Origin of the sequence: Neoaquamicrobium microcysteis, from assembly GCF_008180155.1 — a bacterium.
Classification (GTDB): domain Bacteria; phylum Pseudomonadota; class Alphaproteobacteria; order Rhizobiales; family Rhizobiaceae; genus Aerobium; species Aerobium microcysteis.
In genome coordinates, this window is sequence record NZ_VSZS01000062.1 from 69,308 (window position 1) to 94,408 (window position 25,101).

Below are 25,101 nucleotides of genomic sequence, written 5' to 3' on the forward strand. Positions count from 1 at the left end.
CATCTTTTCGGCGGGAGCCTCCGGCAGAACTTCCATCCGGACTGGGCTAGAATGCCCGCGACCGGCCGGAAGAAGGAGGCTCCCATGACCGCTCCACGTCCCTCGAAGACCCATATCGGAAATCATCGGCTTCATCCCGAGACGCTGATGCTGAGCTACGGCTTCGACCCCGAGCTGTCGGAAGGGGCGGTGAAGCCGCCGGTGTTCCTGACCTCGACATTCGTGTTTCATTCGGCGGAGGAGGGGCGCGACTTCTTCGACTATACTGCCGGCCGCAAGGAGCCGCCGGAAGGGTCCGGCGCGGGGCTGGTTTATTCGCGCTTCAACCATCCCAACAGCGAGATCGTCGAAGACCGGCTGGCCGTGTACGAGGGCACGGAGGCGTGCATCCTGTTTTCGTCGGGCATGTCGGCCATCGCCACCACGCTGCTGGCCTATGCGCGGCCGGGCGACGTGGTGCTGCATTCGCAACCGCTGTATGGCGGGACGGAAACGCTGCTGGCGAAGACCCTGAAGGGGTTCGGCATCGATGCGGTGGCGTTTGCCGACGGCGTGGACGAGGCGATGGTCCAGGTGGCGGCCGACGAAGCGGCGAGCAGGGGGCGCGTTTCGGTGATCCTGATCGAAACGCCATCCAACCCCACCAACACGCTGGTCGACATCGCGCTGATGGCGCGTATAGCGACCGAACTGGAAGAGCGACAGGGCATGCGCCCGGTCGTGGTGTGCGACAACACGCTGCTGGGGCCGGTGTTTCAGCGGCCGATCGAGCATGGGGCGGACATCTCCGTCTATTCGCTGACCAAATATGTCGGCGGACATTCCGATCTCATCGCAGGTGCGGCGCTGGGCTCGAAGGCGGTGACGAAGCCGGTGAAGGCGCTGCGTGGGGCCATCGGCACGCAGCTCGACCCGCATTCATGCTGGATGCTGGGCCGCTCGCTGGAGACGCTGGCGCTGCGCATGGAAAAGGCCAACGCCAATGCGGCGCGGGTGGCGGCGTTCCTGTCGGACCACGCGCGTGTGACCAGGGTGCACTATCTGCCGTTCATCGACGAGGGAACGCCGGCGGGCAAGGTTTTCGCCGCGCAGTGCACCGGCGCGGGCTCGACCTTCTCGTTCGACATCGAGGGCGGGGAGGCGGCGGCGTTCCGGTTTCTCAACGCGCTGCAAATCATCAAGCTGGCCGTGAGCTTGGGCGGTACGGAATCGCTGGCAAGCCACCCGGCCGCCATGACGCATTCGGGCGTGCCCGTGGAGGTGCGCAACCGGATCGGCATTCTGGACACGACGATCCGGCTTTCCATCGGCGTGGAGCATCCCGACGATTTGATCGCCGATCTCGCGCAGGCGCTGGCCGCGAGCTAGACTGCGAGCCGGCGCCTTTCGCGCTCGCGGAAGGCGCCGGGCGTGACGCCGGCATGGCGGCGGAAGAAACGGTTGAAGTAGGCGGGGTCGGCGAATCCCAGCGAATAGGCGATTGCCTGAATGGGCGTGGGCGTGAAGACGAGATCGCGACGCGCGGCCTCGACGACGTGGCGCGCCGCAAGGCCCTGCACCGAGAAGCCGGTGGCGGCGCGCGTGACGCGGTTGAGGTGGGCTGGCGAGAGGCCAAGCTGCGCGGCGTAGAAGGCGACGGGCGGGTGCTCGCGGAAATGGGCAGCGATCATGGTCAGCAGCGCCTCGATACGGCCGCCATCGTCAGCGGTCTCGCTTGCAGCTTCGACGCCACGGTCGGCCCGCGCCAGCGCCACGACGGCGGCGGTCATCAGCGGCTCAAGCAGCAGCATGCGCCCCGGCGCACGGCCGAGCAGCTCTTCGTGAAGACGGGTGACGCTGTCGATGGCGAAGGATGCATCGATCTCCTCACCATGGAGCGCGACGATGCGGGTCTGCGCCACGAAACCGGCGATGCGGCGTTCGGCGGCAGCGATGGAGGCCAGCCTGTCGCCCAGCGCAGTGACGACCAGACCGTCGATCTGCCGCGAAAAGCGGAAGCCGTGCACAGCGCCGGGCGGGATGAACAGGGCGCAGGGCGCGACGAAACGGCGAACCTGCTGCTCGCCCACGATCTCTCCCTCACCGGCGGTGAGCAGGAATATCTGGAAGAAGGAATCGTGACGGTGCTGTGCGATCTCCCAATTGTGCAGGTGCGTGCGCTCGGGGATCGTCTCGCTGTGAATCCAGAAATCGCCGGATTCGCCTGATTCTTCACGATAAAGACGGTAGGAGGGGATAGAGGTCGTCATGGCCGGCTCGAAAAACGATGCGCGGATAGTGCAAGCGTTTGCCGCGATTGTCCATTGAGAGCCGAACGCTGGCTGGGCAGTATACAAGAGCACGCGAAGCCAACTCGGGAGGATAGCCGGCATGCGCACGCAGGTGGCCATCATCGGCTCCGGCCCTTCCGGCCTGTTGCTCGGGCAGCTTCTGACCGATGCGGGCATCGACAACGTGATCCTCGAACGCGCGACTCAGGACTATGTGCTGGGCCGCATCCGCGCCGGCGTGCTGGAAGAAGGCATGGCGGGCATGCTGGACGAAGCGGGGGCCGGCGCGCGCATGCGGCGCGAAGGGCTGCCGCATGACGGCTTCGACCTGACGTTTTCCGCCCGCCACCATCGCATCGACCTTTTCGGCCTCACCGGGAAGCATGTGATCGTCTACGGCCAGACCGAGGTGACCCGCGACCTGATGGACCGCAGGGCGCAGACGGGGGGCGTGACCGTCTACGAAGCCGCGAATGTGCAGCCGCGAGACTTCGACGGCGCGCAGCCTTACGTCACCTACGAGCAGGACGGCATCGAGCACAGGCTGTACTGCGACTTCATCGCGGGTTGCGACGGCTACCACGGTCCCTCGCGCAAGGCGGTGGAGGGCCGGGGGCTGGAGACCTTCGAGCGGGTGTATCCATTCGGCTGGCTAGGCATCGTCGCCGACGTGCCGCCGGTGAGCCACGAGCTGATCTATTCCAACCATCCGCGCGGCTTCGCGCTCTGCTCGATGCGGTCGAACACGCGCAGCCGCTACTATGTACAGTGCGCGCTGGACGAGAAGGTGGAGGAGTGGCCGGACGAGCGCTTCTGGGACGAGATACGCCGCAGGCTGCCGACCGAGACGGCGGAGAAGATGACGACCGGCCCGTCGATCGAAAAGAGCATCGCGCCGCTGCGGTCCTTCGTGGCGGAGCCGATGCGCTTCGGGCGGCTGTTTCTTGTCGGAGACGCCGCGCATATCGTGCCGCCGACGGGCGCCAAGGGGCTCAATCTGGCCGCTAGCGACGTGCGCTATCTTTTCGACGGGGTGCGGGAGCATTATGCCGAGAAATCCGACGCCGGGATCGATGTCTATTCGCAGCGCGCGCTGAGGCGGGTGTGGAAGGCCGAGCGGTTCTCGTGGTGGATGACCAACACGATGCACTGCTTTCCGGAGCAGGGCGCGTTCGGGCAGCGTATACAGGAGGCGGAGCTGGACTATCTGGCAGGCTCGGTCGCCGCTTCCACCTCGCTGGCTGAGAACTATGTAGGCCTGCCTTACTGAGACAATGCGGGAGCAGTCGATGAACGATACGTCGAAGCGGCACGAACAGGGCATGGCAACTCGCCGGGCGGTGCTGGGCGACGCCCATGTGAACCGCGCCGAGGCGGCAAAGACCGAGTTCGACGGGGCTTTCCAGGCGCTGATTACGGAAGCGGCCTGGGGGCATGTCTGGTCGCGGGACACGATCACGAAACGGGAGCGCTCGATGATGACGCTGGCGCTTCTGGCGGGGCTTGGCAATTACGAGGAACTGGCGCTGCACACGCGCGCGACGGCCAACACGGGCGCGACCCGCGACGACATCATGGAAGTGATGCTGCACGTGGCGATCTATGCCGGCGTGCCGCGCGCCAACCATGCGATAAAAGTGGTCAAGCAGGTGCTGGCCGAGATGGACAAAGAGGCAGGGAAATGAGCGAGAACAGGCTCTCCAACCGCAAGCCGGAGACCGGCGCGTTCTTCCAGCGCGACCGCGAGTGGCACCCGCAGGGATACACGCCCTGGTACAAGACCTCGGTGTTGCGCTCGCCGCAAAAGGCGCTGCTGTCGCTCGACAACACGATCTCGGAGATTACGGGCCCGGTGTTCGGCCACAACATTCTGGGCGAACTGGACCACGATCTGATCCACAATTTCGCCAAGCCGGGCGAAAGCGCCATCGGCCCGCGCATCATCGTGTACGGCCGGGTGCTGGACGAGCGTGGGAAGGGCGTGCCGGGCGCGCTGCTGGAGTTCTGGCAGGCCAATGCGGGCGGACGCTACCGCCACAAGAAGGAAGGCTACATCGCGCCGCTGGACCCGAATTTCGGCGGCTGCGGACGCACGATCACCGACGAGGACGGCGGATACGCCTTCCGCACGATCCAGCCCGGGCCATACCCGTGGCCGAACGGCCCGAACGACTGGCGCCCGGCGCATATCCATTTCTCGGTCTTCGGCCACGGCTTTGCGCAGCGGCTCATCACGCAGATGTATTTCGAGGGCGACCCGCTCATTCCGTTGTGCCCGATCGTCAAGACGATCAACGATCCGGTCGCGATCTCGGACCTGACGGCGGTGCTGGACATGGGGGCGACGAAGCCGATGGACAGCCGGGCCTACAAGTTCGACATCGTGCTGAGGGGGCGGCGCTCGACGCTGTTCGAGAACCGCATGGAGGGGAACTGAGGTTGCCGGCATGGCGATTTCTGAATACAATGAATACATGTATTCAAATCGGATGCTGGAGCACCTGCCATGCCTACATCAGTGAGACTGGAGCCGGAGATCGAGGCCCGGCTGGACGCGCTGGCCAAGAAGACAGGCCGTACCAAAGCTTACTATCTCAGACACCTCATCGAAGAAGGTCTGGACGATCTGGAGGACTACTATCTCGCTGTCGAGGTTTCGGAGCGTATTCGACGCGGTGAGGAAACGACCAAGCCGCTCGAGCAGGTGATGCGTGAACTCGGCCTGGACGATTGAGATCTCGGCCGCGGCCGAGAAACAGCTTTCGAGGCTGGATCGGGTCGTCGCCAAGCGTGTAGCGCGTTTTCTCCTCGAACGGGTCGCGGGCTCCGCCGATCCGCGTGCGATCGGCAAGGCCCTTCAGGGAAACAAGAACGAATTCTGGAGCTATCGGGTGGGTGATTATCGCGTGATCTGCGAGATACACGATCAACGAGTTGTCGTTGTAGTGATCGATGTCGATCACCGCTCGAAAGTCTATCGTTAGGAGAGCAAGTTGGTACAGTCGTTGAACCGCCTGAAGGAAAGCGCCTCGCAGACCGCGGGCCCGTATGTCCATATCGGCCTGACGCCGAATTTCGCGGAGATCGGCGGGGTCTATCCCGAAGATCTGGGCACGCAGATGGCGGGCGAGAAGGCCAAGGGCGAGCGCATCGTCATCACCGGTCACATCTTCGACGGAACCGGAACGCCGCTGAAGGACGCGCTGGTGGAAATCTGGCAGGCGGACGCCGACGGGCTCTACAATTCGCCTTCGGAAACACGAGGCTCGGCCGACCCGAACTTTTCCGGCTGGGGGCGCTGCCCGACCGATATGACGAGCGGCGAGTTCCGCTTCGAGACGATCAAGCCGGGGCGCGTGCCTTTCAAGGACGGGCGGATGATGGCGCCGCACGTCACGTTCTGGATCGTAGCGCGCGGCATCAATATCGGCTTGCAGACGCGCATGTATTTCGGCGACGAGGAAGCGGCGAACGCGGAAGACCCGGTGCTCGCGCGCATCGAGCATCGCGTGCGGGTGCCGACGCTGATTGCCGACAAGGTCGATGGCGGCTACCGTTTCGACATCCATCTCCAGGGGGAGAAGGAAACCGTTTTCTTCGACATCTGAGCGGATCGCCGTGACCGTAACGCCCTTCGACCATCCGTTTCTCTCCGGGCTGCTCGGCGACGAGGAGATTGCCGCCAGCTTTTCCACCAAGGCCGACATCGAGGCAATGCTTGCCTTCGAGATGGCGCTGGCGCGGGCCGAGGCGGACGAGGGCGTGATACCGGCCGAAGCAGCCGAACTGATCGCGGCGAAGCTTGCGACCTTCGGGCCGGATGTCGCGGGCTTGCGCGAAGGTGTGACGCGCGACGGCGTGGTCATTCCGGCGCTGGTCAGGCAGTTGCGCGCCGCGGTGGGCGAACCGCATTCGGCGCATGTCCATTTCGGCGCGACGAGCCAGGATGTCATCGACACCAGTCTGGCGCTGCGGCTGAAAAGCGTGGTCGGGGTGCTGGATGCCCGGCTGGGAGCGCTGATCGAGGCGCTTTCGCAGATCGAGGCCCGCGACGGCGACATTCAGACGATGGGACACACGCGCATGCAGGCCGCCATACCGGTGTCGGCAGCGCGCAAGATCGCAAGCTGGCGCGAGCCGCTGGAGCGTCACCGCGAACGGCTGGAAGCCGTGAAGGGCGACGTGCTCGTGCTGCATTTCGGCGGCGCGGCCGGCACGCTGGAAAAGCTTGGCGACAAGTCGGGCGCGGTGACGCAAAGGCTGGCCGGCGCGCTTGGCCTGCGGGCGCTTGCGCGGCCCCGCCACAACGAGCGCGACGGGGTGGTGGCCCTGGCTTCGTGGCTTTCGATGGTGACCGGATCGCTGGGCAAGATGGGGCAGGACATTGCGCTGATGGCGCAGTCCGCAGTGGGCGAGGTGAAGCTTGCGTCGGGCGGCGGGTCTTCCGCGATGCCGCACAAGGTGAACCCGGTGGGAGCGGAGACGCTCGTGGCGCTTGCGCGGTTCAACGCGACGCTGGTGGCAGGCATGCACCAGTCGCTCGTGCACGAAAACGAGCGATCGGGCGCGGCGTGGACGCTGGAATGGCTGCTCCTGCCGCAGATGACGGTTGCGACCGGCGCATCCTTGAATAATGCGCAAGCACTGATTGCTTCGCTGTCCTTCGCTCGCACCTCCGGTTGACCAAAATCACCTTTCAAGACTGGCGATGACGCAGCGTCATCAGCCGACTTTGCATCCGTATCGACGTTTTCGGTCCGGGCTTAATTCTCAATTAACTAAAAGACTAGCTATTGCGCGGTGGACGGGCCTCTCTTTGCTTCCATCGCAATCAAGTTTTCTCTCATGGCTGGCAGATGCGGTGTTCGTCTTCTCTTTCCGGTTGCGCCGGGCGGAGGCGAACGGGGCCGCTTTTTCTTGAAACTTTGGGGGTTTCTGCCATGAAGATTGGTAGCAAGATTTATGCGATCGTGGGCCTGATGGGCCTCGTCGCAGTAGCGATCGGCGGCATGGCCGGTTACACGATCACACAATACAACCAGCGGCTGGACGCGCTCGAGAATGCCGCCGAGCGCGCGCACAAGGGCGAGCGGCTGAACCGCTACGTGACCGCCGTGGTCATGGAATCGCGGGGCATCTATGCATCGCCCACAACCGAGGAAGCGACGCCGTTTGCCGAAGGCATCATGCGCTTCCTCGACCAGATCGACGAGCTGCTGGCCGAATGGCGGCCGATGGTCGATGCCGAGGGGCTTGCCGCGTTCGACGCGGTGGTTGCGCGCGCCGCAGAGTTTCGCGGTTTCCGCACCGAGACCGCGCGGCTTGGCCGCGAGGTCGACCCCGCCAGCGCAAACGCCCAGGGCAACAACCAGGAAAACCGTGCCAACCGCCGCGCCTACCAGGGCGAGATCGACGCGGTGGTGGAGCGCGACCAGCAGCGGCTGGCCGACATCAAGGCCGACATCGAGACGTTCCAGTCGCGCATGGCGCTGCTGATCGGGGCCGTGGTCGTATTCGGGCTGATGGCCGGCGCCGGCGTGGCCGCCTATATCGGCACCGCGCAGCTCAGCCGCCCGATCCGCCGCCTGACGGAAACCATGAAAACGCTGGCCGACGGGCATCTCGACGCCGACGTGCCGTTTGCCGGCCGCAAGGACGAGATCGGCGAAATGGCTGCGGCGGTGGAGGTGTTCAAGCAGAACGGCATCAAGGTGCGCGAGCTGAATGCGCAGGAGGCTGCCTTGCAGGCCAAGAGCGCCGACCTCCAGACCAGCATCGCGGAAGTGGTGTCGAGCGCGGTGCGGGGCAATTTCGAGCGCCGCATCACCAAGGACTACGACGATGCCGACCTCAACCGTTTTGCCGCCAGTGTGAACGAGCTGGTCACAAGCGTCGATTCGGGCATCGCAGAGGTGCGCCGCGTGGTCGCCAGCCTTGCCGAGGGAGACCTGACGCAAGCGATGGAGGGATCCTTCCAGGGCGCTTTCGCGGAACTGCAGCAGAACGTGAACACCACCATGTCGACACTGCGGACGGCGCTGCGCGAGGTGCGCATCACTTCCGACACGATCGGCTCGAACACGGTCGAGTTGCGGTCGGCTGCCGACGACCTCTCGCGCCGCACCGAGCAGCAGGCAGCTTCGCTGGAGGAAACGTCGGCTGCGCTGGACGAGATCACCGCGACGGTGCGCGAGTCGACCGAGCGTGCGCAGGAGGCGAGCCGCATGGTCGACGAGGCACGCCGCTCGACCGAGCAGTCCACCAAGGTGGTGGCCGAGGCGGTGAGCGCGATGAGCCGCATCGAGCAGGCATCGGGCGAGATCGGGCAGATCATCAGCCTGATCGACGAGATCGCGTTCCAGACCAACCTGCTGGCGCTCAACGCCGGCGTGGAGGCCGCGCGTGCCGGCGAGGCGGGCAGGGGCTTTGCCGTGGTGGCGCAGGAAGTGCGCGAGCTGGCGCAGCGTTCGGCCACCGCCGCCAAGGACATCAAAGACCTCATCACCAAGTCGGGCGAGGAGGTCTCCACCGGAGTCCGCCTCGTGACGGCGACGGGCGAGGCGCTGGACACGATCCAGAACCATGTCGTCCACATCAACGAGCATGTCCATTCCATCGCGAGCGCGGCAGGCGAGCAGTCCACCGGTCTCTCCGAGATCAACACCGCGATGAACCAGATGGATCAGGTGACCCAGCGCAACGCGGCGATGGTGGAGGAGACGACGGCGGCGACGCATCGCCTGTCGGCCGAGTCGTCCAACCTGACCAAGCTCATCTCGCGGTTCAAGGTCGAGGGCGGGACGGGCGTGCGCGAGGCCGACGGCTACAGCGCCTCGGTCCCATCTCCGGCACATGCGCTGGGCCGCCGCGTGGCGGGTGCGTTCGGGGGCGTGGTGGCTGCCGAGTAGCCACAGTCTTCAGGGGTGAAGGAAAAGGGGCGGCCGCGAGATGCGGCCGCCCTTTTTTCTGGACGGGTGAAGCCCTGAGAATGCCGGATAAATCTACATCGCGTTCATCGTCAGCAGTTCGTAGGCGGCGACGTGCTCGTCGTCTTGGTTGACCACGGCGACGTCCCAGCGGACCTCGCCATACTCGTCGTTGCGGCGGGTCTTGTGCTTTGCGGTGAGGCGGACCTTGAGGGTGTCGCCGGGCGAGACCGGCTTCATGAAGCGCAGATTGTCGAGGCCGTAATTGGCCAGAACCGGGCCGGGGGCGGGATCGACAAAGAGCCCTGCGGCGAATGACAGAATGAGATAGCCGTGCGCCACGCGGCCGGGGAAGAACGGGTTGGCCTTTGCCGCTTCCTCGTCCATGTGGGCGTAGAAGGTGTCGCCGGTGAAATCGGCGAAATGCTCGATGTCTTCGAGCGTGACCTCTCGGCTATCGGTCCACAGCGTATGGCCGATCTCCAGCTCCCCGAAGCGCATGCGGAACGGGTGCTGCTCCTTTTCGGCAGTCTGCGAGCCCGCGACCCAGCCTTTGGTGATGGCGGTCATCAGGTCGGGGCTGGCCTGTATCGCGGTGCGCTGCATGTAGTGCATGACGCCGCGAATGCCGCCCATTTCCTCGCCGCCGCCGGCGCGGCCGGGGCCGCCATGGACCATGTGGGGCAGGGGCGAGCCGTGGCCGGTCGCCTCCTTGCCGGTGTCGCGGTTGGCGAAATAGAGCCTGCCGTGGAACGCGCCCGACGCTTCGACCATCTGCCGCGCGACGGCCGGATCGTGGGTGAAGACGGACGCGACCAGCGAGCCGCCGCCGCGATTGGCGAGAGCGGCCGCGTGATCGACATCGCGATAGCCCATGACGGTGGAGACCGGGCCGAAGGCCTCGACGGCGTGGACGTTCTGTGCGCCGTCCGGGTCGTCGCAGGAAAACAGCAGCGGCGAGACGAACGCGCCGCGCTCGGTGTCGGCGCTTGCCGCATCGACCGTGTCGGGGTTGCCGAAGACCAGCTTCGCCTCGCGGGCGATGATGGCGGCCTTCTCGCGCACGTCGTCGCGCTGGGCGATGCTGGCCAGCGCGCCCATGCGGGTGGTCTCGTCACGCGGGTTGCCGATGGTGGTCTTGCCAAGGCTATCCGACAGCGCCTCGATGACAGACTGCCGGTGCGCGTCAGGCACGATGATGCGGCGGATGGCGGTGCATTTCTGTCCGGCCTTTGCCGTCATCTCGCGATGGACTTCTTTGATGAACGCGTCGAATTCCGGCGTACCGGGGGCTGCGTCCGGGCCGAGGATGGACGCGTTGAGCGAATCCTGCTCGGCGATGAAGCGGACGGAGTTTTCAAGCAGGTTCGGCTTGGCGCGCAGCATCATGGCGGTCGCGGCCGAGCCGGTGAACGACACCACGTCCTGCGAGCCGAGGCGGTCGAGCAGATCGCCGGTGGACCCGGCCACGAACTGCACCGCGCCATCCGGAAGCAGGCCGGATTCGACCATCATGCGGAAGGCGGCTTCGGCCAGCCATGCGGTGGCCGAGGCGGGCTTGACGATGGCGGGAACGCCAGCGAGCAGCGTGGGCGCCAGCTTTTCCAGCATGCCCCAGACGGGGAAGTTGAACGCGTTGATGTGAACGGCCACGCCATGCAGCGAGGTGGCGACGTGCTGGCCGAGGAAGTTGCCGCCGCGTGAAAGCTGCTCGAACGAGCCGTCTATGTAGATCGTGTCGTCGGGGAGTTCGCGCCGCCCCTTGGAGGCGTAGACGAACATGGTGCCGATGCCGCCGTCGATGTCGATCATCGAGTCGGATTTGGTTGCGCCGGTCTCGTATGAGAGCTCGTAAAGCGGGTCGCGGCGCTCGTTGAGATATTGCGCGACGCCCTTCAGCATGGCGGCGCGCTGGTGGAATGTCATGGCGCGCAGGGCAGGGCCGCCGACGGTGCGGGCGTGGTTTGCCATGGCGGCGAAGTCGAGGCCGCCGGAGCCGATTTCGGCGACGGCATCGCCGGTGACGGCGCTGGCAAGCGTCGCGATCTTGCCGGACGGGGCGATCCAGCGGCCGGTGGCATAGCTGTTGAGGGAAATGACGGTCATTTGAGGTCCTTTCAGTTCACGCGCGCGGGCAGGTGCGAGAACCCGCGAAATCTTACGCGGCCGGTGCGGCGGGGTGAGCCGGACGGGGCGTATTGCGGGAAGCGGGCGAGGAAACGCTGGATGGCGATGCGGCCCTCCATGCGCGCGAGCGAGAAGCCGGCGCACAGATGCGGGCCCTGCGCGAAGGCGAGGTGGCGGTTGGGTTTGCGGGCGATGTCGAGCCGGTCGGGTTCGTCATACTGGCGCGGGTCGCGGTTGGCCGCGCCGATGGCGAGGTGGATGCGCGTGCCGGGCGCGATCTCATGCCCGTGGAATTCGACCGGCTCGACCGTCATGCGGTTGCCGAGCTGGTTGGGCGACTGGAAGCGCAGGAACTCGTCCACGGCCGTGTCGATGAGGGCCGGATCGTCCAGCAGACGCTGCTTCTGGTCGGGCCATTGCAGCAGCTCGTGGAGCGCATTGCCGATGAGATTCGTCGTTGTCTCGTGGCCGGCATTGAGGATGAAAATGCAGTTCTGAAGAAGCTCTATGTCGGAAAGCTGCTCGCCCTCGTTGCCGGCGATGAGGCGTGTCAGCACGTCGGTCGCCGGATCGCCTGGCCTGGCTCTGCGGCGCGCGGCGAGGTCGGCGAGATAGGCCTTGAACTCCGTGACCGCGCGGTTGCCGCGCTCGTGCTGCTCCGGCGTGAGCGTCGGTTCGAGTGCGCCGAGGATCGCGAGCGACCAGTCGCGCAGCGGGCCGCGTTCCTCGTGCGGCATGACGAACAAATTGCCGATCACCTCGACGGGAATGGCGGACGCGAAATCCTCGATCAGATCGACGTCACCTTTGTCGGCCATGCGGTCGAGCAAACCGTCGACCAGCGCGATCAGGCCGGGCTCCATCGCGGCGATGGCGCGGGGCGTGAGCGCGCCCATCATGATCTTGCGCACGCGGGTGTGCAGCGGCGGATCGTTGAAGACGAGGCTGGTGGTGTGGTGCTCGTAGAGCGGCGTGTCGCCGAACTTGGGCAGGAACTCGACCTTCTTGTCGGAGGAGAACGCCCTGGTGTCGCGATAGACGCGGTCGAGGTCTGAATAGCGCGACAGCATGATCGAGCCGTCGGCGAAGCGCTTGACGGGCGCGTGTTCGAGCAGCGCGGCGTATGTGGGGAACGGGTCTTCCGCGAAGCCCGTCGGGAGTGCCGCGATGTCGAATGCATCCGCAATCACGGCATGCGCCGTTTTCGTGTCCTGCGCCATATGCTCCTCCTCAGCGCTGAGCGAGTATTATTGACCGGCCGGTCGGTTTATGCAAGTCTCAGAGCGGGTTGCGAAGGGAGGATCGCATGTCGCTGACGGCCGAGGAAATCGCGCGCAGAAGCGCTGACGCCATGTGGGCGCGCGACGACGCGTCGAAATGGCTGGGCATGAGCCTGGACGCGGTGGGGCCGGGCACGGCGACCACTTCGTTCACCGTCGAGAAGCACCACACCAACGGGCACGACATCTGCCACGGCGGCTACATCTTCACGCTCGCCGACAGCGCGTTCGCGTTTGCCTGCAACTCCTACAACCAGCTGGCGGTGGCGCAGCACAACACGATCAGCTTCCTGCGGCCGGGAAAGCTGGGCGAGCGCCTGACCGCGGAGGCGAAGGAACTGACGCGGGCGGGGCGCTCCGGCGTGTATGACGTGACGGTGACCAATGGTGAGGGCAAGGTGGTCGCCACGTTTCGCGGCGCTTCGCGGGTGATCGACGGCAAGCATTTCGAGGAGGAGACATGAAGGATCTGACGCCGAGAAAGGAAGACCTCGACCCGATCGAGATTTCCTCGCGCGACGAAATCGCGGCGTTGCAGCTTCATCGGCTGAAATGGTCGCTGAAGCATGCCTGCGAAAACGTGCCGCATTATCACAGAAGCTTCGAGGCTGCCGGGGTGCATCCCGACGATTTGAAGCAGCTGTCGGATTTGTCGCGGTTCCCGTTCACGGTGAAGTCGGACCTGCGCGAGAACTATCCGTTCGGCATGTTTGCCGTGCCGCGCGAGAAGGTGGCGCGGGTGCACGCTTCGTCGGGCACGACGGGCAAGCCGACCGTGGTGGGCTACACTAAGAACGACATCGACGTATGGGCGCAGTGCGTGGCGCGCTCGATGCGGGCTTCGGGCACGCGGCCGGGCGACATCGTGCACATCGCCTATGGCTACGGGCTGTTCACAGGCGGGCTCGGCGCACATTACGGCGCGGAGCGGCTGGGCTGCACGGTGGTGCCGGTCTCGGGCGGGATGACACAGCGCCAGGTGACGCTGATCGAGGATTTCGGCGCGAGCACCATCATGGTGACACCGTCCTACATGCTTTCGATCCTCGACGAATATCGCGCGCAAGGGCTGGACCCCCGAAAGAGCCCGTTGCAGGTGGGCATCTTCGGTGCCGAGCCGTGGACGAACGCGATGCGCGCGGAGATCGAGGATGCGTTCGACATGCACGCGGTGGACATTTACGGCCTGTCGGAGGTGATGGGGCCGGGCGTGGCCAACGAATGCGTCGAGACGAAGGACGGGCTGCACATCTGGGAAGACCATTTCTACCCCGAGGTGATCGACCCGCAGACGGGTGAAGTGCTGCCGGATGGCGAGAAGGGCGAACTGGTGTTCACCTCGCTGACCAAGGAGGCATTCCCGATCATCCGCTACCGCACGCGCGACCTCACACGGCTGCTGCCGGGGACCGCGCGCACCATGCGGCGGATGGAAAAGATCACCGGGCGTTCCGACGACATGATGATCCTGCGCGGGGTCAACGTGTTTCCGACGCAGATCGAGGAGCAGATCCTGAAGGTGGCGGGGCTCAGCCCGCATTTCCAGATCGAGCTTCTGCGCGAAGGGCGCATGGACGAGATGGTGGTGCATGTCGAGGCGATGACCACGCATTCGGCGGCCGACGCGCGCAAGGCGTGCGCGGCGGACCTGGTGCTGCGGATCAAGGATGTGGTGGGCGTGTCGGTGCGGGTGGACGTGATGGAGCCGGAGCAGGTGGCGCGCAGCCAGGGCAAGGCCGTACGCATCGTCGACAACCGGCCAAAGACCTGATGGCTCGCAGCCGCGCCAAGGATCATGACGAAAAGCGCGAGGCTATCCTGCATCGCGCGGCGAGCGCGTTTGCGCGCGACGGGTACGACCGGGCCTCGATGGCGCGGCTGGCTGCCGAGTGCGGCGTGTCGAAGGCGCTGCTCTATCACTACCACGCCTCGAAGGAGGCGCTGCTTTTCGACATACTGCAGAATCACTTGAGCGCGCTGGTTGAAGCGCTGGAAGAGGCCGACGACGCCGCGCTGCCGCCGGAGCAGCGGCTTGAGGCGCTGGTGGCTGCGCTGCTGGAGGCGTATCGCGACGCCGACGCCGAGCACAAGGTGCAGGTGGACGCGCTGCACCTGCTGCCCGATGCCGAGCAGGAGCGTCTGAAGGCGCTGGAACGGCGGATGGTCGCCATCGTGGCGGACGCGGTGCGGGCGCTGGACCCCGAAGCGTTCGACGGCAAGCCGCTGCTCAAGCCTGTGACGATGAGCCTCTTCGGCATGGTCAACTGGGCCTATATGTGGTTCCGCGACGGCGGAGTGGTAAGCCGGAGCGACTATGCGCGGCTCGCGACGCGATTGCTGGTCGGCGGGGTGAGGGGCCTGCCGCGCTGAGCTTGCCAGCGGCTCGTGCGCCATGGCATCTGATGCGGCGATGAAGGATGCCGCAGCAGTTATCGAAAGCCTGATCGACCGCCTGCACGAGCGCGGGCGGCTACGCGTCTGGTCGCTGGTGGTTACCGTCTTCGGCGACGCCATCGTGCCGCGCGGGGGGCGCGTGGCGCTTTCCACGTTGCAGGTGATCATGGCGCGGCTGCGGGTGGAGCCCGGCGCGCTGCGCACTGCGATGTCGCGGTTGGCGGGCGACCAGTGGGTGACGCGCGAGCGGCAGGGCCGCAACTCGTTCTTTAGCCTCGACGAGCACGGCCGCCACGCCTTCGACCTCGCAACGCGCCGCATCTATGCCGCGGGCCCGCCGGCGTGGGACGGAAAGTGGACGGTGGCCATCGCCCCGCCGGGCGCAAACGGGGCGGGCGGCGACCTTGCCGATCTGGGTTTCGTGCGCATCAATGGCGGCGTGTTCCTGCGGCCGGAGACGGCGGATGCACCCGATGCGTCGGGGGAGCTGGCGGGAATGCTGGTGGTGCATGGCGAAAGCGCGGAGCATCCCGACAATTTTCGCGCGCTATGGCCCTCGCAGGAGATTGCGGAGGCGTATCGCGCGTTCATCGAGAGGTTTCGTCTGCTGCTCGACGCGCTGGAAGGCGGCGCGTCGCTGGTTCCGCTGGATGCCATTGCCGCACGGACCCTGTTGGTCCACGACTGGCGGCGCATCGTGCTGCGCGACCCCGGCCTGCCTGCGCGGTTGCTGCCGCCGGACTGGCCTGCCGAGGAAGCGCGGGCGATCGCGCGCGGCATCTATGCGGCGTTGCGCGCGCCGAGCGAACGCTGGCTGGACAGCGCGGAGTTGCCTGCGCCACGCGATCCTGGGCGGTTTGCCGCGCGGTGGGCCTAATCCTCCAGATAGGCGAAGGCTGATGTGGCGGTGACGGCGACGCGGTGGTCGCCTTTAGCGCGCATCTCGACGCGGGCGTAGGCCATGCGCTTGCCGTTTGACAGCACTTCCACGCGGACATCGATGTCGCCGGGCTTGAGCGGGCGGACGAAATGCGTCGTCAGGTCGACCGTCGTGCATATGCGGAAGCGGCCGTTGAGCGCGGCCAGCGTGACGACGCAGGCCGTGTCGGCGGCAGATGCCGTGGCCTGCCCGCAGACCACGCCGCCGACATGCACGAGCCGGGCGTTCTCGGGCAGGAGGAAGTTTCCGCCCGTCTCGTCGAAGCTGACCGGCCTTAGCCCGAGATCTACGATCCAAGGCGCGAACACCGTGTCGAGCGCCTTTTGCGCGACCTCGATTGCCGATTGTGGCATGGCTTTCCCCTCAACGTGTTACGAATTGTTGAAATATGCGATGATTTTCGTTACATATTAGCTCAGCTTCGGATATGATACCATCCGATCACGGAGGAACAGCCATGTACAGCCAGGGCCTCATCGGGGCGAAGACCGAGACGACCGAGGACGAGGCGTTTCTCGCCGCCTTTCAGCGCCGGATCGACGCCGAGGAAAAGATCGAGCCCAACGACCCGATGCCGGAAGGCTATCGCCGCACCTTGATCCGGCAGATCGGCCAGCATGCGCACTCCGAGATCGTCGGCATGCTGCCCGAGGGCAACTGGATCACGCGCGCGCCCTCGCTGCGGCGCAAGGCGGCGCTGCTGGCCAAGGTGCAGGACGAGGGCGGCCACGGGCTCTACCTCTATTCGGCCGCCGAGACGCTGGGCGTCAGCCGGGAGCAGATGACCGAGGAACTGCTTGCGGGCAAGGCGAAATACTCCTCCATCTTCAACTATCCGACGCTGACATGGGCCGATATCGGGGCGATCGGCTGGCTGGTGGACGGTGCGGCGATCATGAACCAGATTCCGCTGTGCCGCTGCTCCTACGGGCCTTATGCGCGCGCGATGATCCGGGTGTGCAAGGAAGAAAGCTTCCACCAGCGCCAGGGCTACGAGATCATGATGACGCTGGCGAACGGCACGCCGGAGCAGAAGGAACTGGCGCAGGATGCGCTGAACCGCTGGTGGTGGCCGTCGCTGATGATGTTCGGCCCGCACGACAGCGACAGCCAGCACGGCGACCAGTCGATGCGGTGGAAGATCAAACGCTTCACCAATGACGAGTTGCGCCAGCAATTCGTGGACTCGACCGTGCCACAGGCCGAGTTCATCGGGCTGACGCTGCCCGACCCCGAGCTGAAGTGGAACGAGGAGCGCGGCCATTACGATTTCGGGCCGATCGACTGGGACGAATTCTGGCGCGTGGTGAAGGGCGGCGGACCGATGAACAAGGAGCGGCTGGAAGCGCGCCAGAAGGCCTGGGACGAGGGCGCATGGGTGCGCGAGGCAGCGTTGGCTCACGCGGAAAAGCGCAAGGCGCGCCGCGAGGCGGCGAAGATGGCGGCGGAATAGGGGAGACGACGATGGCGAAGAACGAAATACCCTTGTGGGAAGTCTTCATCCGCCCGCGCAACGGGCTGTCGCACAAGCATTGCGGCTCCGTGCATGCGGCAGACGAGGTTATGGCGCTGAACGCGGCGCGCGACGTCTACACAAGGCGGGGCGAGGGCGTGTCGATCTGGGTAGTGCCTTCGGCGGCGATCGTGGCGTCGGACCCCGAACACAAGGACGAGAATTTCGAGCCGGCGCTTTCGAAGGTCTATCGCCACCCGACCTTCTACAAAATCCCCGACGATGTGGGGCATATGTGATGAGCGTTGCGCGCGAGCACCTCGTCACCCTCCTGCTGCGGCTGGCGGACGACCATCTGATCCTCGGCCACCGGCTTTCGGAATGGTGCGGCCATGCGCCGATGCTGGAGGAAGACCTTGCCATGCCCAACATCGCGCTCGACCTGATCGGGCAGGCGCGGGCGCTGTTCCAGTATGCCGGCGAAGTGGAGGGCAGGGGGCGGAGCGAGGACGACCTCGCCTATCTGCGGCGCGAGCGCAAATATCTCAACTGCCTGATGGTGGAGCGGCCGAATGGCGATTTCGCGCACACCATGCTGCGCCAGTTCTATTTCGCGGCCTTCATGCACGCGTTCTGGGAGAAGGCGGCGGCCTCTTCGGACGAGACGGTTGCCGGCATCGCGGCCAAGGCGGTGAAGGAAGTGGCCTATCACATCCGCCATTGCGGCGAGTGGGTGATAAGGCTGGGCGACGGCACGGAGGAAAGTGCCGCGCGTATGCAGGCGGCCGTCGAGGCGCTGGCGCCGTATGTGGACGAATTGTTCGAGACGGATGCGGTGAGCGAAGCGGTGGCGCAGGAGGGGGTCGCGCCGAGCCCGGCGAGCCTGCGGGGAGCGTTCGAGGCGACAGTCTCGCGCGTGTTTGCCGAAGCGATGCTGGAGATGCCGGCGGCTGCATGGCCGCAGACGGGCGGGCGGCAGGGACGCCATGGCGAGGCGATGGGCTATCTGCTGGCCGACCTGCAACATATGCAGCGGACCTATCCGGGAGCGGTGTGGTGAGGGCATCTTCGGGTCAGCGCGAGGCAGCACCCCCACCCCTTACCCCTCCCCTCAAGGGGGAGGGGGATTCTGAAAAGTTCACGCCTGGGACAATTGTTGCAATGTCAGGCGCGACGCATATGTCTCCCTCCCCCTTGAGGGGAGGGGTAAGGGGTGGGGGTGTTGTCACGTCGGCAGAACGGACGGGGGAGACCTCGCGCGGTGGAGCGTGGGACGCCGCGGCCGCCGTGCCGGACCCGGAAGTGCCGTGCGTGACGGTGGCCGATCTGGGCATATTGCGCTCGGTCGAGATCATCGACGGCGTGGCGGTGGCCAAGGTGACGCCGACCTATTCGGGTTGCCCGGCGGTGCTGGCGATCGAGCTTGCCGTGGAGGTGGCGTTGCGGGATGCCGGCTTCGAGGCACGGGTCGAGCGGGTCATCTCGCCCGCCTGGACGACAGACTGGATCACGCCGGAGGGTCGCGAGAAGCTGCTCGAATACGGCATCGCGCCGCCTGCGCAATCGTCCAACTCGATCCGCGCGCTGTTCGGTGAAACGCAGGTCGATTGCCCGCAATGCGGCTCCAGCGAAACGGAGCGGGTTTCCGAGTTCGGCTCTACCGCGTGCAAGGCGCTCTACCGCTGCACGGCGTGTCGCGAGCCGTTCGATTATTTCAAGTGCATATAGGCGACCGAGATGGCAGCCCGTTTCCATGAACTGAAAGTCGCCTCGATCGAGCGCCAGACGCCCGAAGCGGTCGCGGTGGCGTTCGAGATACCCGACGGGTTGAAGGACGCCTTCGCCTTCCGGCCGGGGCAGTATCTGACGCTTGCCGCCGATATCGACGGGCAGGAGGCGCGGCGCTCCTATTCGATATGCTCTGCGCCGGGCGACGAGACGCTGCGCGTCGGCGTGAAGCGGGTGGCGGACGGGCGGTTTTCCAGCTTCGTCAACGAGACCCTATCGGTGGGCGACACGATCCGCGTGATGCCGCCGGAAGGGCGCTTTACCTCGCTGACGGGCGAGCGGCACGACTATGTGCTGGTCGCGGCCGGTTCCGGCATCACGCCGATGCTGTCGATCGCCAAGACGGTGCTGGGGCACGAGGCGGACAGCACGATCACGCTGGTCTACGGCAACCGCTCGACCGACACGATCATGTTCCGCGAGGAACTGGAGGACCTGAAGGACCGCTATATGCGACGGTTCTCGCTGATCCATATGCTGTCGCGCGAGGCGCAGGACGTGGAACTGCTCAACGGGCGCATCGACGGCCCGCGGATCGGCGAACTGTCGCGGCGCGGCCTGATCGACCTGGCGGGTGCCGACGGCGTCTTCCTGTGCGGACCGGGCGAGATGATCGACGACGTTTCGGCATCGCTGAGGACGCTGGGCGTGGAAGAAGACCGCATACGGTTCGAGCGGTTCACGCCATCCGGCGACGCGCCCAAGCCGCGGCCGCGATCTGCCGAGGCGCAGCAGGCAGCGGAAGCGGGCGTGCAGATCGAGGTGGTGCTGGACGGCGTGCGCCGAGCGTTCCCGATGGGCGAGGCCGATGCCACGGTGCTGGACGCCGCGCACCGCGCGGGACTGGAAATCCCCTATTCATGCGCGGGCGGCATGTGCTGCACCTGCCGCTGCCGCGTGGCGGAGGGGGAAGCCGAGATGGCGGTGAACTATTCGCTGCAGCCATGGGAGATCGAGGCGGGGTTCACGCTGGCCTGCCAAACACGCCCGACCTCGAAGAAGCTGGTGCTGGATTTCGACGCGGCGTAGGGGGGCGTCAATCGTCGGAGAGATCGGCTTCCCAGTCGCGGCCGGCGCGGAAGATGCGCAGGATCTCGACGCGCTCGTCATGAACCGCGAAGGCGATCGTCAGCCGACGCTCGAACCCGACGATGCGCAGGCCTGGTCGAATGTCATCACGCCCGTGACCTCGCTGCGAGGCGATATCCAGTGCTTCGCAAAAGGCGAAAATGCGGGCTATAAACTGCTCGGCAATGTCAATTGAAGCGGCTTCAACAAGCCATTCTTCTATGCCGACGAGATCAGCATCGGCTTCCGGTGAGATGATGATGGCGCGGCGTTTCAATCGCCACCTTTGCGGCGCTCGATAGCCTTTTTGCGGAATTTTTCAGCGACGGTCTGAAGCGGGATGCCCCGGGCGGGATCATTCCGCATCCGGTCATACGTCTCGGCCACTTCCGTTTGCAGCCAGTGCTCGATGACCTCGTCATGCTTCTGGAGCGCCCGTATGCCGGCGCGTACGACTTCGCTGGCCGAGCCGTATTCGCCCGAGGCGACGAGGCGGTCGATATAGTCGGCCTGTTCGACCGGCAGGCTGACGGTGCGGCGATCGATCTTGTTCATGGCGACATCCTTCCAGTATGAAGGATTCATACCACAATCCGAGGTCGCCTGAAAGGCTTCGGGCCGGGCGGGACAGGCGCTCGTCTGCCGTTTCGTTGGCCGAAGGAAGAAACCGGGAAAATCCCTTCGTTCGCCGTACCGCCGCGCCCGGTTGACGCGGCCCGAAGCATGGGGTCAACGATGCCGCACAGATATGGTTGCTACTTTCCTTCGCGTATCTGCGTGAGCGTGCGGGTGGGCGTGATCGCCTCGGGGTCGAGCTTGATTTCGATGATGGACGGCTTGCCGCTGGCGCGGGCGCGCTCGAAGGCGGGGGCAAACTCGTCCGTCGTCGCGACCGTCTCGCCGTGACCGCCGAAGGCGCGGGCGTAGGCGGCGAAGTCGGGGTTCTTCAGCGTGGTGCCGGACACGCGGCCGGGATAGTCGCGCTCCTGATGCATGCGGATGGTGCCGTAGATGCCGTTGTTGAGGATAACCACGATCACCGGACGGTCGTACTGCACGGCGGTCGCGAACTCCTGCCCGTGCATCATGAAATCGCCGTCGCCCGCCCAGATGACAACCTCGCGATCCGGGAAGATGCCTTTGGCTGCGACGCCGGCGGGAACGCCGTAGCCCATGGAGCCCGAGGTGGGCGCGGCCTGCCCGTTGAAGCGGCGATAGCGGTGGAAGCGGTGCATCCACGTAGCGAAATTGCCCGCGCCGTTGGCGACGATGACGTCTTCGGGCAGGTTTTCCTCCAGCCACGCCATCACCCTGCCCATCTTGACGTCGCCGGGGCCGTCCTGCGGCGGGGTGGACCACTGAAGATAGCTCTGGTGCAGCTCTTCCGTGCGGTTCGCCCAAGCGGGCGTCGCATCGGGCGCGGTTTGCGAGAAGGCTTCGGCAAAGGCGGTGTTGGAGGCGTTGATGGCGAGGTCCGGCCGGTAGACGCGGCCGAGCTCTTCGGGATCAGGGAAGATATGGACCAGCTTCTGGTCGGGGTAGGGGCTCTTGAGCAGGGTGTAGTCGGCCGACGGCATCTCGCCGAAGCGGCAGCCGACGAGGATCACGAGATCGCTGTCCTTGATGTATTGCGACAGCTTCGGGTTGGCGCCGATGCCGATGTCGCCCGCGTAGCATTCGTGCAGCTGGTCGCACAGCGTCTGGCGGCGGAAGGAGCAGCCCACCGGCAGCTTCCAGCGGCTGATGCCGGCGCAGACCTGCTTGACGGCCTCCTCCGTCCACCGCGTGCCGCCGAGAACGAGGAACGGTCGTTCCGCACCGTTGAGAAGTTCGACGAGCCAGTCCATTTCCGGCTGGCCTGGGCGGGTTTCGACAGGCGTGAAGGGGCGCGGCTGCGGAGCCTCGACCTCGTCGGTGAGCATGTCTTCGGGCAGGGCGACGACGACCGGGCCGGGGCGGCCGGAGGTGGCGACCGCGAACGCGCGGGTGACGAGCTCGGGCACGCGGGCGGCGTCGTCGATCTCGACCACCCATTTGGCGATGGAGCCGTAGAAGGCCTTGTAGTCGACCTCCTGGAACGCCTCGCGCTCCTTGATGCCGCGCGCGACCTGGCCGATAAAGAGGATCATCGGGTTGGAATCCTGCGCGGCAATGTGGACGCCTGCGGACGCATTGGTGGCACCGGGGCCGCGTGTGACGAAGCAGATGCCGGGCTTGCCGGTAAGCCTGCCTTCGCAATCGGCCATCATGGCGGCCCCGCCTTCCTGCCGGCAGACGATGTTCTCGATGCCCGAATCGTGCAGCGCGTCGAGCACGGCCAGATAGCTTTCGCCCGGGACCGAGTAGATGCGCTTGACGCCGTTGGCTTCGAGCGCGTCGACCACCAGTTGTCCGCCTGTTCTCATCGACCTGCCTTCTCCAATTCCGCCAGTATCTCTTCGGTGTGCTGCCCCAGCCGGGGCGAGGGGCGCTCGTATTGTAGCGGCGTGCCGCCCATGACCATCGGCGCGCGCACCGAGGGAAGCGTGTTGCCCATGCCGTCGTCGAGGTCCATGCGCATGCCGCGCGCGACGACCTGCGGGTCTGCGAACATCTGCGCGATGTCATTGATTGGGCTCGCAGGCACGGCGGCGGCATCGAGCAGCGGCAGCAGCTTTTCGCGTTCCCAATCGGCCAGCGTCGCGACGAGCGTTTCGCGCAGGCGGACACGGTTGGTCACGCGGGCAGGGTTGGTCGCAAAGTCGGGGTCGGTGGCCAGATGGCCGAGCCCGACCACCTTGCAGAAGCGCTGGAACTGGCCGTCATTGCCGACGGCCAGGATGAAGAACCCGTCCTTTACCGGCAGCACCTCGTAGGGCGCGATGTTCATGTGGGCGTTGCCCATCTGCACGGGCGCCTTGCCCGATACGAGATAGTTGAGGTTTTGGTTGCCGAGGATGGAAACCTGCGTGTCGAGCAGGGCCATGTCGATGTGCTGGCCTTCGCCCGTTGCCTCGGCGTGGCGCAGAGCCGCCTGTATGGCGATGACGGAATAGAGCCCGGTGAAGATGTCGGAGACGGCCACGCCCACCTTCTGCGGCTCGCGCCCCGGTTCTCCCGTGATCGACATCAGCCCGCCGATGCCCTGGATGATGAAGTCGTAACCGGCACGAGGGGCATAGGGGCCGTCCTGTCCGAAGCCGGTGATGGAACAGTAGACGAGGCGTGGGTTGATCGCCTTCAGGCTTTCATAGTCGAGGCCGTATTTCTGCAAGCCGCCGAGCTTGAAATTCTCGATCAGCACGTCGGCGGTGGCCGCGAGCCTGCGGATCGCGCCGGCGCCTTCGGGCGTGGAAAAATCGACCGCGATGGAGCGCTTGCCGCGGTTGGTCGAGTGATAGTAGGCGGCCGAAAGGTTCTCGCCGTCATGGCTCTTAATGAAGGGCGGGCCCCATTTGCGGGTATCGTCACCGCCGTCGGGGTTCTCGACCTTGATGACGTCCGCGCCCAGATCGGCCAGCAACTGCCCCGCCCACGGCCCGGCCAGAATGCGGGCGAGCTCGATGACGCGTATGCCTTTGAGCGGCGGTTCGGCCATGGCGGAAGGCTCCATTGTCTACAGGTGGTGCCTATCAGATGGAGCCACGCCGGTTAACCGAAAACTCCGAATAGGATCATGCGGTTTATGCATCAACGCGCCGATACCGCCCGGACGGCCCATTCGGCGAAGTCCTTCATGATGATGTCGCGATTGATCTCGTTGAGAGATTCGTGGCGGGTTTCGCCGTAAATCCTTGTAACGAGATTCGAAAAGCCCATCGCGCGCATGCGGCTTTCCAGATGCTGCACCGTCTTGCCGAACTCCGATTCCGGATCGCCGCCGCCGCCGACAAGGTTGAAAGGCAAGTCCCGCCTGACGCCGGTGAAGTTGCGGTCGTTCGCGCCGGCAAAGACGAAATCGAACACGGCCTTCCACATGCCGACGGAAGCGTTCCAGCCGCAAAGCGGGTCGGCGATGTATTTGTCCACTTCCGCATGATCGCGCGACAGCCAGTCGAACGGCGTGCGGCCATCGCTGGCCTTTTTGGCCCACGCGTCGAAAGTGAGTTTGGGCAGGATGCGCGAGGGCACGTCGGAACCGAGCCTGAACTTTTCCCATGCAAGTACCGCCTGCGCGAGGCCGCCCAAAAGGCCGGCGGAAAAATTGCCGTTCCAGATCGCCGCGCCGGCGATGCGGTGCGAGTGGGCAAGCACGAAGTTCATCGCGATGAGCGAACCCATCGAGTGGCCGAAGACGATAACCGGAACGCCCGCATGCTCCGTGGCGATAAGATCGTGGACGGCGGCCACATCGGCGATGACCTTTTGCGCTGCAGGTTCCGCGCCGAAAGAGCCAAGCGGCGCGCCCGGCGCTTTCGTGTGTCCATGCCCGCGATGATCGTGGGCGTAGACCGCGAAGCCGTAGCCGCGCAGGAACTCGGCGAAGCGGGCATAGCGGGCGGCGTGCTCAGCGAGGCCGTGATTGACCTGCACCACGCCGCGCGGCGCGGACAACTGCGTCACATAGAGATTGATTTCCGCGCCGGTGGGCGACAGGATGCCGCTCTGCCGATCGAAGCCCATGGTGCTGCCCTCCGTTGTGCAGGGTGAGGGGAAGACGAAAAGCCGCCTGCGTCAAGCGTGCCCTGCCTTTTGCGAAGGCGTAAAGTGACCGCGGCACAAGCATTCTGCCACCATCTTGTGCAATGCACAAAATTGCTGAACCCTTGTGCAGATTGCGCTTGCAATGCGTCCAGCTACCCGTTTTTATGCGGTCAAACATAGAATGGGTGAGGTTTCCCACATGATTTCTCGCAGAGTGTTTTCGTTCGTCGCC

27 protein-coding genes are annotated in these 25,101 nt (G+C 65.4%); 18 read left to right on the plus strand and 9 right to left on the minus strand.

Annotation, left to right across the window (positions count from 1 at the left end; genetic code table 11):
• Window positions 1-84: 84 nt before the first annotated feature.
• Window positions 85-1,368: a cystathionine gamma-synthase family protein gene (locus FY036_RS10900; RefSeq protein ID WP_148914760.1), complete on the plus strand. Its 1,284-nt coding sequence runs from the start codon at window positions 85-87 to the stop codon at window positions 1,366-1,368.
• Here FY036_RS10900 and FY036_RS10905 read toward each other — a convergent pair.
• Window positions 1,365-2,249, minus strand: coding sequence for a helix-turn-helix domain-containing protein (locus tag FY036_RS10905; RefSeq protein ID WP_148914761.1), 885 nt, complete (start codon window positions 2,247-2,249; stop codon window positions 1,365-1,367). The two genes, FY036_RS10900 and FY036_RS10905, sit on opposite strands and share 4 nt — an antisense overlap.
• Before the next feature lie 121 nt (window positions 2,250-2,370).
• On the opposite strand from FY036_RS10905, the gene pobA reads away from it, so the two are divergent.
• The 8 genes from pobA (at window position 2,371) to FY036_RS10945 (ending at window position 9,178) form a co-directional block, all read left to right on the plus strand.
• Window positions 2,371-3,540, plus strand: a complete 1,170-nt coding sequence (gene pobA / locus FY036_RS10910; protein ID WP_148914762.1) for a 4-hydroxybenzoate 3-monooxygenase — start codon at window positions 2,371-2,373, stop codon at window positions 3,538-3,540.
• A 19-nt stretch (window positions 3,541-3,559) separates the two neighbouring features.
• Entirely contained in the window at window positions 3,560-3,955 is a 396-nt protein-coding gene (pcaC, locus tag FY036_RS10915) for a 4-carboxymuconolactone decarboxylase (RefSeq protein WP_148914763.1), read from the plus strand.
• Window positions 3,952-4,707, plus strand: a complete 756-nt coding sequence (gene pcaH / locus FY036_RS10920; protein ID WP_148914764.1) for a protocatechuate 3,4-dioxygenase subunit beta — start codon at window positions 3,952-3,954, stop codon at window positions 4,705-4,707. The genes pcaC and pcaH overlap by 4 nt, the downstream gene beginning before the upstream one ends.
• 69 nt (window positions 4,708-4,776) lie before the next feature.
• Window positions 4,777-5,004 (plus strand): type II toxin-antitoxin system RelB family antitoxin, encoded by a 228-nt coding sequence (gene relB, locus FY036_RS10925; protein WP_148914765.1) that lies wholly within the window; start codon window positions 4,777-4,779, stop codon window positions 5,002-5,004.
• A complete protein-coding gene (locus FY036_RS10930) occupies window positions 4,982-5,254 on the plus strand; it encodes a type II toxin-antitoxin system RelE family toxin (protein ID WP_201744742.1) in 273 nt (90 codons plus the stop codon). Before relB ends, FY036_RS10930 begins: the two co-directional genes overlap by 23 nt.
• 9 nt (window positions 5,255-5,263) lie before the next feature.
• Window positions 5,264-5,878, plus strand: coding sequence for a protocatechuate 3,4-dioxygenase subunit alpha (gene pcaG / locus FY036_RS10935; protein WP_148914766.1), 615 nt, complete (start codon window positions 5,264-5,266; stop codon window positions 5,876-5,878).
• Between the two features lie 10 nt (window positions 5,879-5,888).
• The gene (locus FY036_RS10940) at window positions 5,889-6,953 is read left to right on the plus strand and encodes a 3-carboxy-cis,cis-muconate cycloisomerase (RefSeq protein ID WP_148914767.1); all 1,065 of its coding nucleotides are present in this window, start codon (window positions 5,889-5,891) and stop codon (window positions 6,951-6,953) included.
• Window positions 6,954-7,210: 257 nt separating this feature from the next.
• Window positions 7,211-9,178 (plus strand): methyl-accepting chemotaxis protein, encoded by a 1,968-nt coding sequence (locus FY036_RS10945; protein WP_148914768.1) that lies wholly within the window; start codon window positions 7,211-7,213, stop codon window positions 9,176-9,178.
• A gap of 93 nt (window positions 9,179-9,271) precedes the next feature.
• On the opposite strand, the gene paaZ is transcribed toward FY036_RS10945, so the two are convergent.
• Both paaZ and FY036_RS10955 read right to left on the minus strand, forming a co-directional pair.
• Window positions 9,272-11,302: a phenylacetic acid degradation bifunctional protein PaaZ gene (gene paaZ, locus FY036_RS10950; protein ID WP_148914769.1), complete on the minus strand. Its 2,031-nt coding sequence runs from the start codon at window positions 11,300-11,302 to the stop codon at window positions 9,272-9,274.
• Between the two features lie 11 nt (window positions 11,303-11,313).
• Window positions 11,314-12,543 carry a cytochrome P450 gene (locus tag FY036_RS10955; RefSeq protein ID WP_148914770.1) on the minus strand — a complete coding sequence of 410 codons (1,230 nt, stop codon included), beginning with the start codon at window positions 12,541-12,543 and terminating at the stop codon, window positions 11,314-11,316.
• An 86-nt stretch (window positions 12,544-12,629) separates the two neighbouring features.
• Between FY036_RS10955 and paaI the strand changes: the two genes are divergently transcribed.
• The 4 genes from paaI to FY036_RS10975 are packed head-to-tail and all read left to right on the plus strand — an operon-like array spanning window position 12,630 to window position 15,874.
• The gene (paaI, locus tag FY036_RS10960) at window positions 12,630-13,067 is read left to right on the plus strand and encodes a hydroxyphenylacetyl-CoA thioesterase PaaI (RefSeq protein ID WP_201744743.1); all 438 of its coding nucleotides are present in this window, start codon (window positions 12,630-12,632) and stop codon (window positions 13,065-13,067) included.
• Window positions 13,064-14,374, plus strand: coding sequence for a phenylacetate--CoA ligase PaaK (gene paaK / locus FY036_RS10965; protein WP_148914771.1), 1,311 nt, complete (start codon window positions 13,064-13,066; stop codon window positions 14,372-14,374). The genes paaI and paaK overlap by 4 nt, the downstream gene beginning before the upstream one ends.
• Window positions 14,374-14,973, plus strand: a complete 600-nt coding sequence (locus tag FY036_RS10970) for a TetR/AcrR family transcriptional regulator (protein ID WP_148914772.1) — start codon at window positions 14,374-14,376, stop codon at window positions 14,971-14,973. The genes paaK and FY036_RS10970 overlap by 1 nt, the downstream gene beginning before the upstream one ends.
• A gap of 22 nt (window positions 14,974-14,995) precedes the next feature.
• Window positions 14,996-15,874, plus strand: coding sequence for a PaaX family transcriptional regulator (locus tag FY036_RS10975; RefSeq protein ID WP_235897634.1), 879 nt, complete (start codon window positions 14,996-14,998; stop codon window positions 15,872-15,874).
• Here the strand turns inward: FY036_RS10975 and FY036_RS10980 are convergent.
• A complete protein-coding gene (locus FY036_RS10980) occupies window positions 15,871-16,290 on the minus strand; it encodes a PaaI family thioesterase (RefSeq protein ID WP_148914773.1) in 420 nt (139 codons plus the stop codon). The two genes, FY036_RS10975 and FY036_RS10980, sit on opposite strands and share 4 nt — an antisense overlap.
• Window positions 16,291-16,394: 104 nt before the next feature.
• Here FY036_RS10980 and paaA point away from each other — a divergent pair, with 104 nt between their 5' ends.
• The 5 genes from paaA to paaE all read left to right on the plus strand — a co-directional run bounded on the left by paaA (window position 16,395) and on the right by paaE (window position 20,207).
• The gene (paaA, locus tag FY036_RS10985; RefSeq protein ID WP_148914774.1) at window positions 16,395-17,390 is read left to right on the plus strand and encodes a 1,2-phenylacetyl-CoA epoxidase subunit PaaA; all 996 of its coding nucleotides are present in this window, start codon (window positions 16,395-16,397) and stop codon (window positions 17,388-17,390) included.
• A gap of 11 nt (window positions 17,391-17,401) precedes the next feature.
• Window positions 17,402-17,689, plus strand: coding sequence for a 1,2-phenylacetyl-CoA epoxidase subunit PaaB (paaB, locus tag FY036_RS10990; RefSeq protein ID WP_148914775.1), 288 nt, complete (start codon window positions 17,402-17,404; stop codon window positions 17,687-17,689).
• Window positions 17,689-18,450 carry a 1,2-phenylacetyl-CoA epoxidase subunit PaaC gene (gene paaC / locus FY036_RS10995; protein ID WP_148914776.1) on the plus strand — a complete coding sequence of 254 codons (762 nt, stop codon included), beginning with the start codon at window positions 17,689-17,691 and terminating at the stop codon, window positions 18,448-18,450. Before paaB ends, paaC begins: the two co-directional genes overlap by 1 nt.
• 119 nt (window positions 18,451-18,569) lie before the next feature.
• On the plus strand, window positions 18,570-19,118 hold the full coding sequence (gene paaD, locus FY036_RS11000) for a 1,2-phenylacetyl-CoA epoxidase subunit PaaD (RefSeq protein ID WP_148914777.1): 549 nt from the start codon (window positions 18,570-18,572) through the stop codon (window positions 19,116-19,118).
• 9 nt (window positions 19,119-19,127) lie between these two features.
• On the plus strand, window positions 19,128-20,207 hold the full coding sequence (paaE, locus tag FY036_RS11005; RefSeq protein ID WP_148914778.1) for a 1,2-phenylacetyl-CoA epoxidase subunit PaaE: 1,080 nt from the start codon (window positions 19,128-19,130) through the stop codon (window positions 20,205-20,207).
• A 7-nt stretch (window positions 20,208-20,214) separates the two neighbouring features.
• On the opposite strand, the gene FY036_RS11010 is transcribed toward paaE, so the two are convergent.
• The 5 genes from FY036_RS11010 to FY036_RS11030 form a co-directional block, all read right to left on the minus strand.
• The gene (locus tag FY036_RS11010) at window positions 20,215-20,523 is read right to left on the minus strand and encodes a type II toxin-antitoxin system RelE/ParE family toxin (protein WP_148914779.1); all 309 of its coding nucleotides are present in this window, start codon (window positions 20,521-20,523) and stop codon (window positions 20,215-20,217) included.
• Complete coding sequence (locus FY036_RS11015) at window positions 20,520-20,801, minus strand: type II toxin-antitoxin system ParD family antitoxin (protein WP_148914780.1); 282 nt, start codon at window positions 20,799-20,801, stop codon at window positions 20,520-20,522. The genes FY036_RS11010 and FY036_RS11015 overlap by 4 nt, the downstream gene beginning before the upstream one ends.
• A gap of 200 nt (window positions 20,802-21,001) precedes the next feature.
• Window positions 21,002-22,651, minus strand: coding sequence for a thiamine pyrophosphate-binding protein (locus tag FY036_RS11020; protein WP_148914781.1), 1,650 nt, complete (start codon window positions 22,649-22,651; stop codon window positions 21,002-21,004).
• Window positions 22,648-23,823, minus strand: coding sequence for a CaiB/BaiF CoA transferase family protein (locus FY036_RS11025; protein ID WP_148914782.1), 1,176 nt, complete (start codon window positions 23,821-23,823; stop codon window positions 22,648-22,650). Before FY036_RS11025 ends, FY036_RS11020 begins: the two co-directional genes overlap by 4 nt.
• A gap of 92 nt (window positions 23,824-23,915) precedes the next feature.
• Window positions 23,916-24,848: an alpha/beta fold hydrolase gene (locus tag FY036_RS11030; protein WP_148914783.1), complete on the minus strand. Its 933-nt coding sequence runs from the start codon at window positions 24,846-24,848 to the stop codon at window positions 23,916-23,918.
• Window positions 24,849-25,101: the final 253 nt, after the last annotated feature.

Excerpts from the sequence above, each read along its gene's own strand:
- paaI (WP_201744743.1), top strand. The coding sequence starts at position 12,630 with ATGTCGCTGACGGCCGAGGAAATCGCGCGCAGAAGCGCTGACGCCATG.
- paaE (WP_148914778.1), top strand. The coding sequence starts at position 19,128 with ATGGCAGCCCGTTTCCATGAACTGAAAGTCGCCTCGATCGAGCGCCAG.
- paaB (WP_148914775.1), top strand. The coding sequence starts at position 17,402 with ATGGCGAAGAACGAAATACCCTTGTGGGAAGTCTTCATCCGCCCGCGC.
- FY036_RS10955 (WP_148914770.1), bottom strand. The coding sequence starts at position 12,543 with ATGGCGCAGGACACGAAAACGGCGCATGCCGTGATTGCGGATGCATTC.
- FY036_RS11025 (WP_148914782.1), bottom strand. The coding sequence starts at position 23,823 with ATGGCCGAACCGCCGCTCAAAGGCATACGCGTCATCGAGCTCGCCCGC.
- FY036_RS10905 (WP_148914761.1), bottom strand. The coding sequence starts at position 2,249 with ATGACGACCTCTATCCCCTCCTACCGTCTTTATCGTGAAGAATCAGGC.
- pcaH (WP_148914764.1), top strand. The coding sequence starts at position 3,952 with ATGAGCGAGAACAGGCTCTCCAACCGCAAGCCGGAGACCGGCGCGTTC.
- FY036_RS10945 (WP_148914768.1), top strand. The coding sequence starts at position 7,211 with ATGAAGATTGGTAGCAAGATTTATGCGATCGTGGGCCTGATGGGCCTC.
- paaZ (WP_148914769.1), bottom strand. The coding sequence starts at position 11,302 with ATGACCGTCATTTCCCTCAACAGCTATGCCACCGGCCGCTGGATCGCC.
- paaC (WP_148914776.1), top strand. The coding sequence starts at position 17,689 with ATGAGCGTTGCGCGCGAGCACCTCGTCACCCTCCTGCTGCGGCTGGCG.
- FY036_RS11020 (WP_148914781.1), bottom strand. The coding sequence starts at position 22,651 with ATGAGAACAGGCGGACAACTGGTGGTCGACGCGCTCGAAGCCAACGGC.
- pobA (WP_148914762.1), top strand. The coding sequence starts at position 2,371 with ATGCGCACGCAGGTGGCCATCATCGGCTCCGGCCCTTCCGGCCTGTTG.
- FY036_RS11030 (WP_148914783.1), bottom strand. The coding sequence starts at position 24,848 with ATGGGCTTCGATCGGCAGAGCGGCATCCTGTCGCCCACCGGCGCGGAA.
- relB (WP_148914765.1), top strand. The coding sequence starts at position 4,777 with ATGCCTACATCAGTGAGACTGGAGCCGGAGATCGAGGCCCGGCTGGAC.
- paaK (WP_148914771.1), top strand. The coding sequence starts at position 13,064 with ATGAAGGATCTGACGCCGAGAAAGGAAGACCTCGACCCGATCGAGATT.
- FY036_RS10975 (WP_235897634.1), top strand. The coding sequence starts at position 14,996 with ATGGCATCTGATGCGGCGATGAAGGATGCCGCAGCAGTTATCGAAAGC.
- paaD (WP_148914777.1), top strand. The coding sequence starts at position 18,570 with ATGTCTCCCTCCCCCTTGAGGGGAGGGGTAAGGGGTGGGGGTGTTGTC.
- FY036_RS11015 (WP_148914780.1), bottom strand. The coding sequence starts at position 20,801 with ATGAACAAGATCGATCGCCGCACCGTCAGCCTGCCGGTCGAACAGGCC.
- paaA (WP_148914774.1), top strand. The coding sequence starts at position 16,395 with ATGTACAGCCAGGGCCTCATCGGGGCGAAGACCGAGACGACCGAGGAC.
- pcaC (WP_148914763.1), top strand. The coding sequence starts at position 3,560 with ATGAACGATACGTCGAAGCGGCACGAACAGGGCATGGCAACTCGCCGG.
- FY036_RS10980 (WP_148914773.1), bottom strand. The coding sequence starts at position 16,290 with ATGCCACAATCGGCAATCGAGGTCGCGCAAAAGGCGCTCGACACGGTG.
- FY036_RS10900 (WP_148914760.1), top strand. The coding sequence starts at position 85 with ATGACCGCTCCACGTCCCTCGAAGACCCATATCGGAAATCATCGGCTT.
- FY036_RS10970 (WP_148914772.1), top strand. The coding sequence starts at position 14,374 with ATGGCTCGCAGCCGCGCCAAGGATCATGACGAAAAGCGCGAGGCTATC.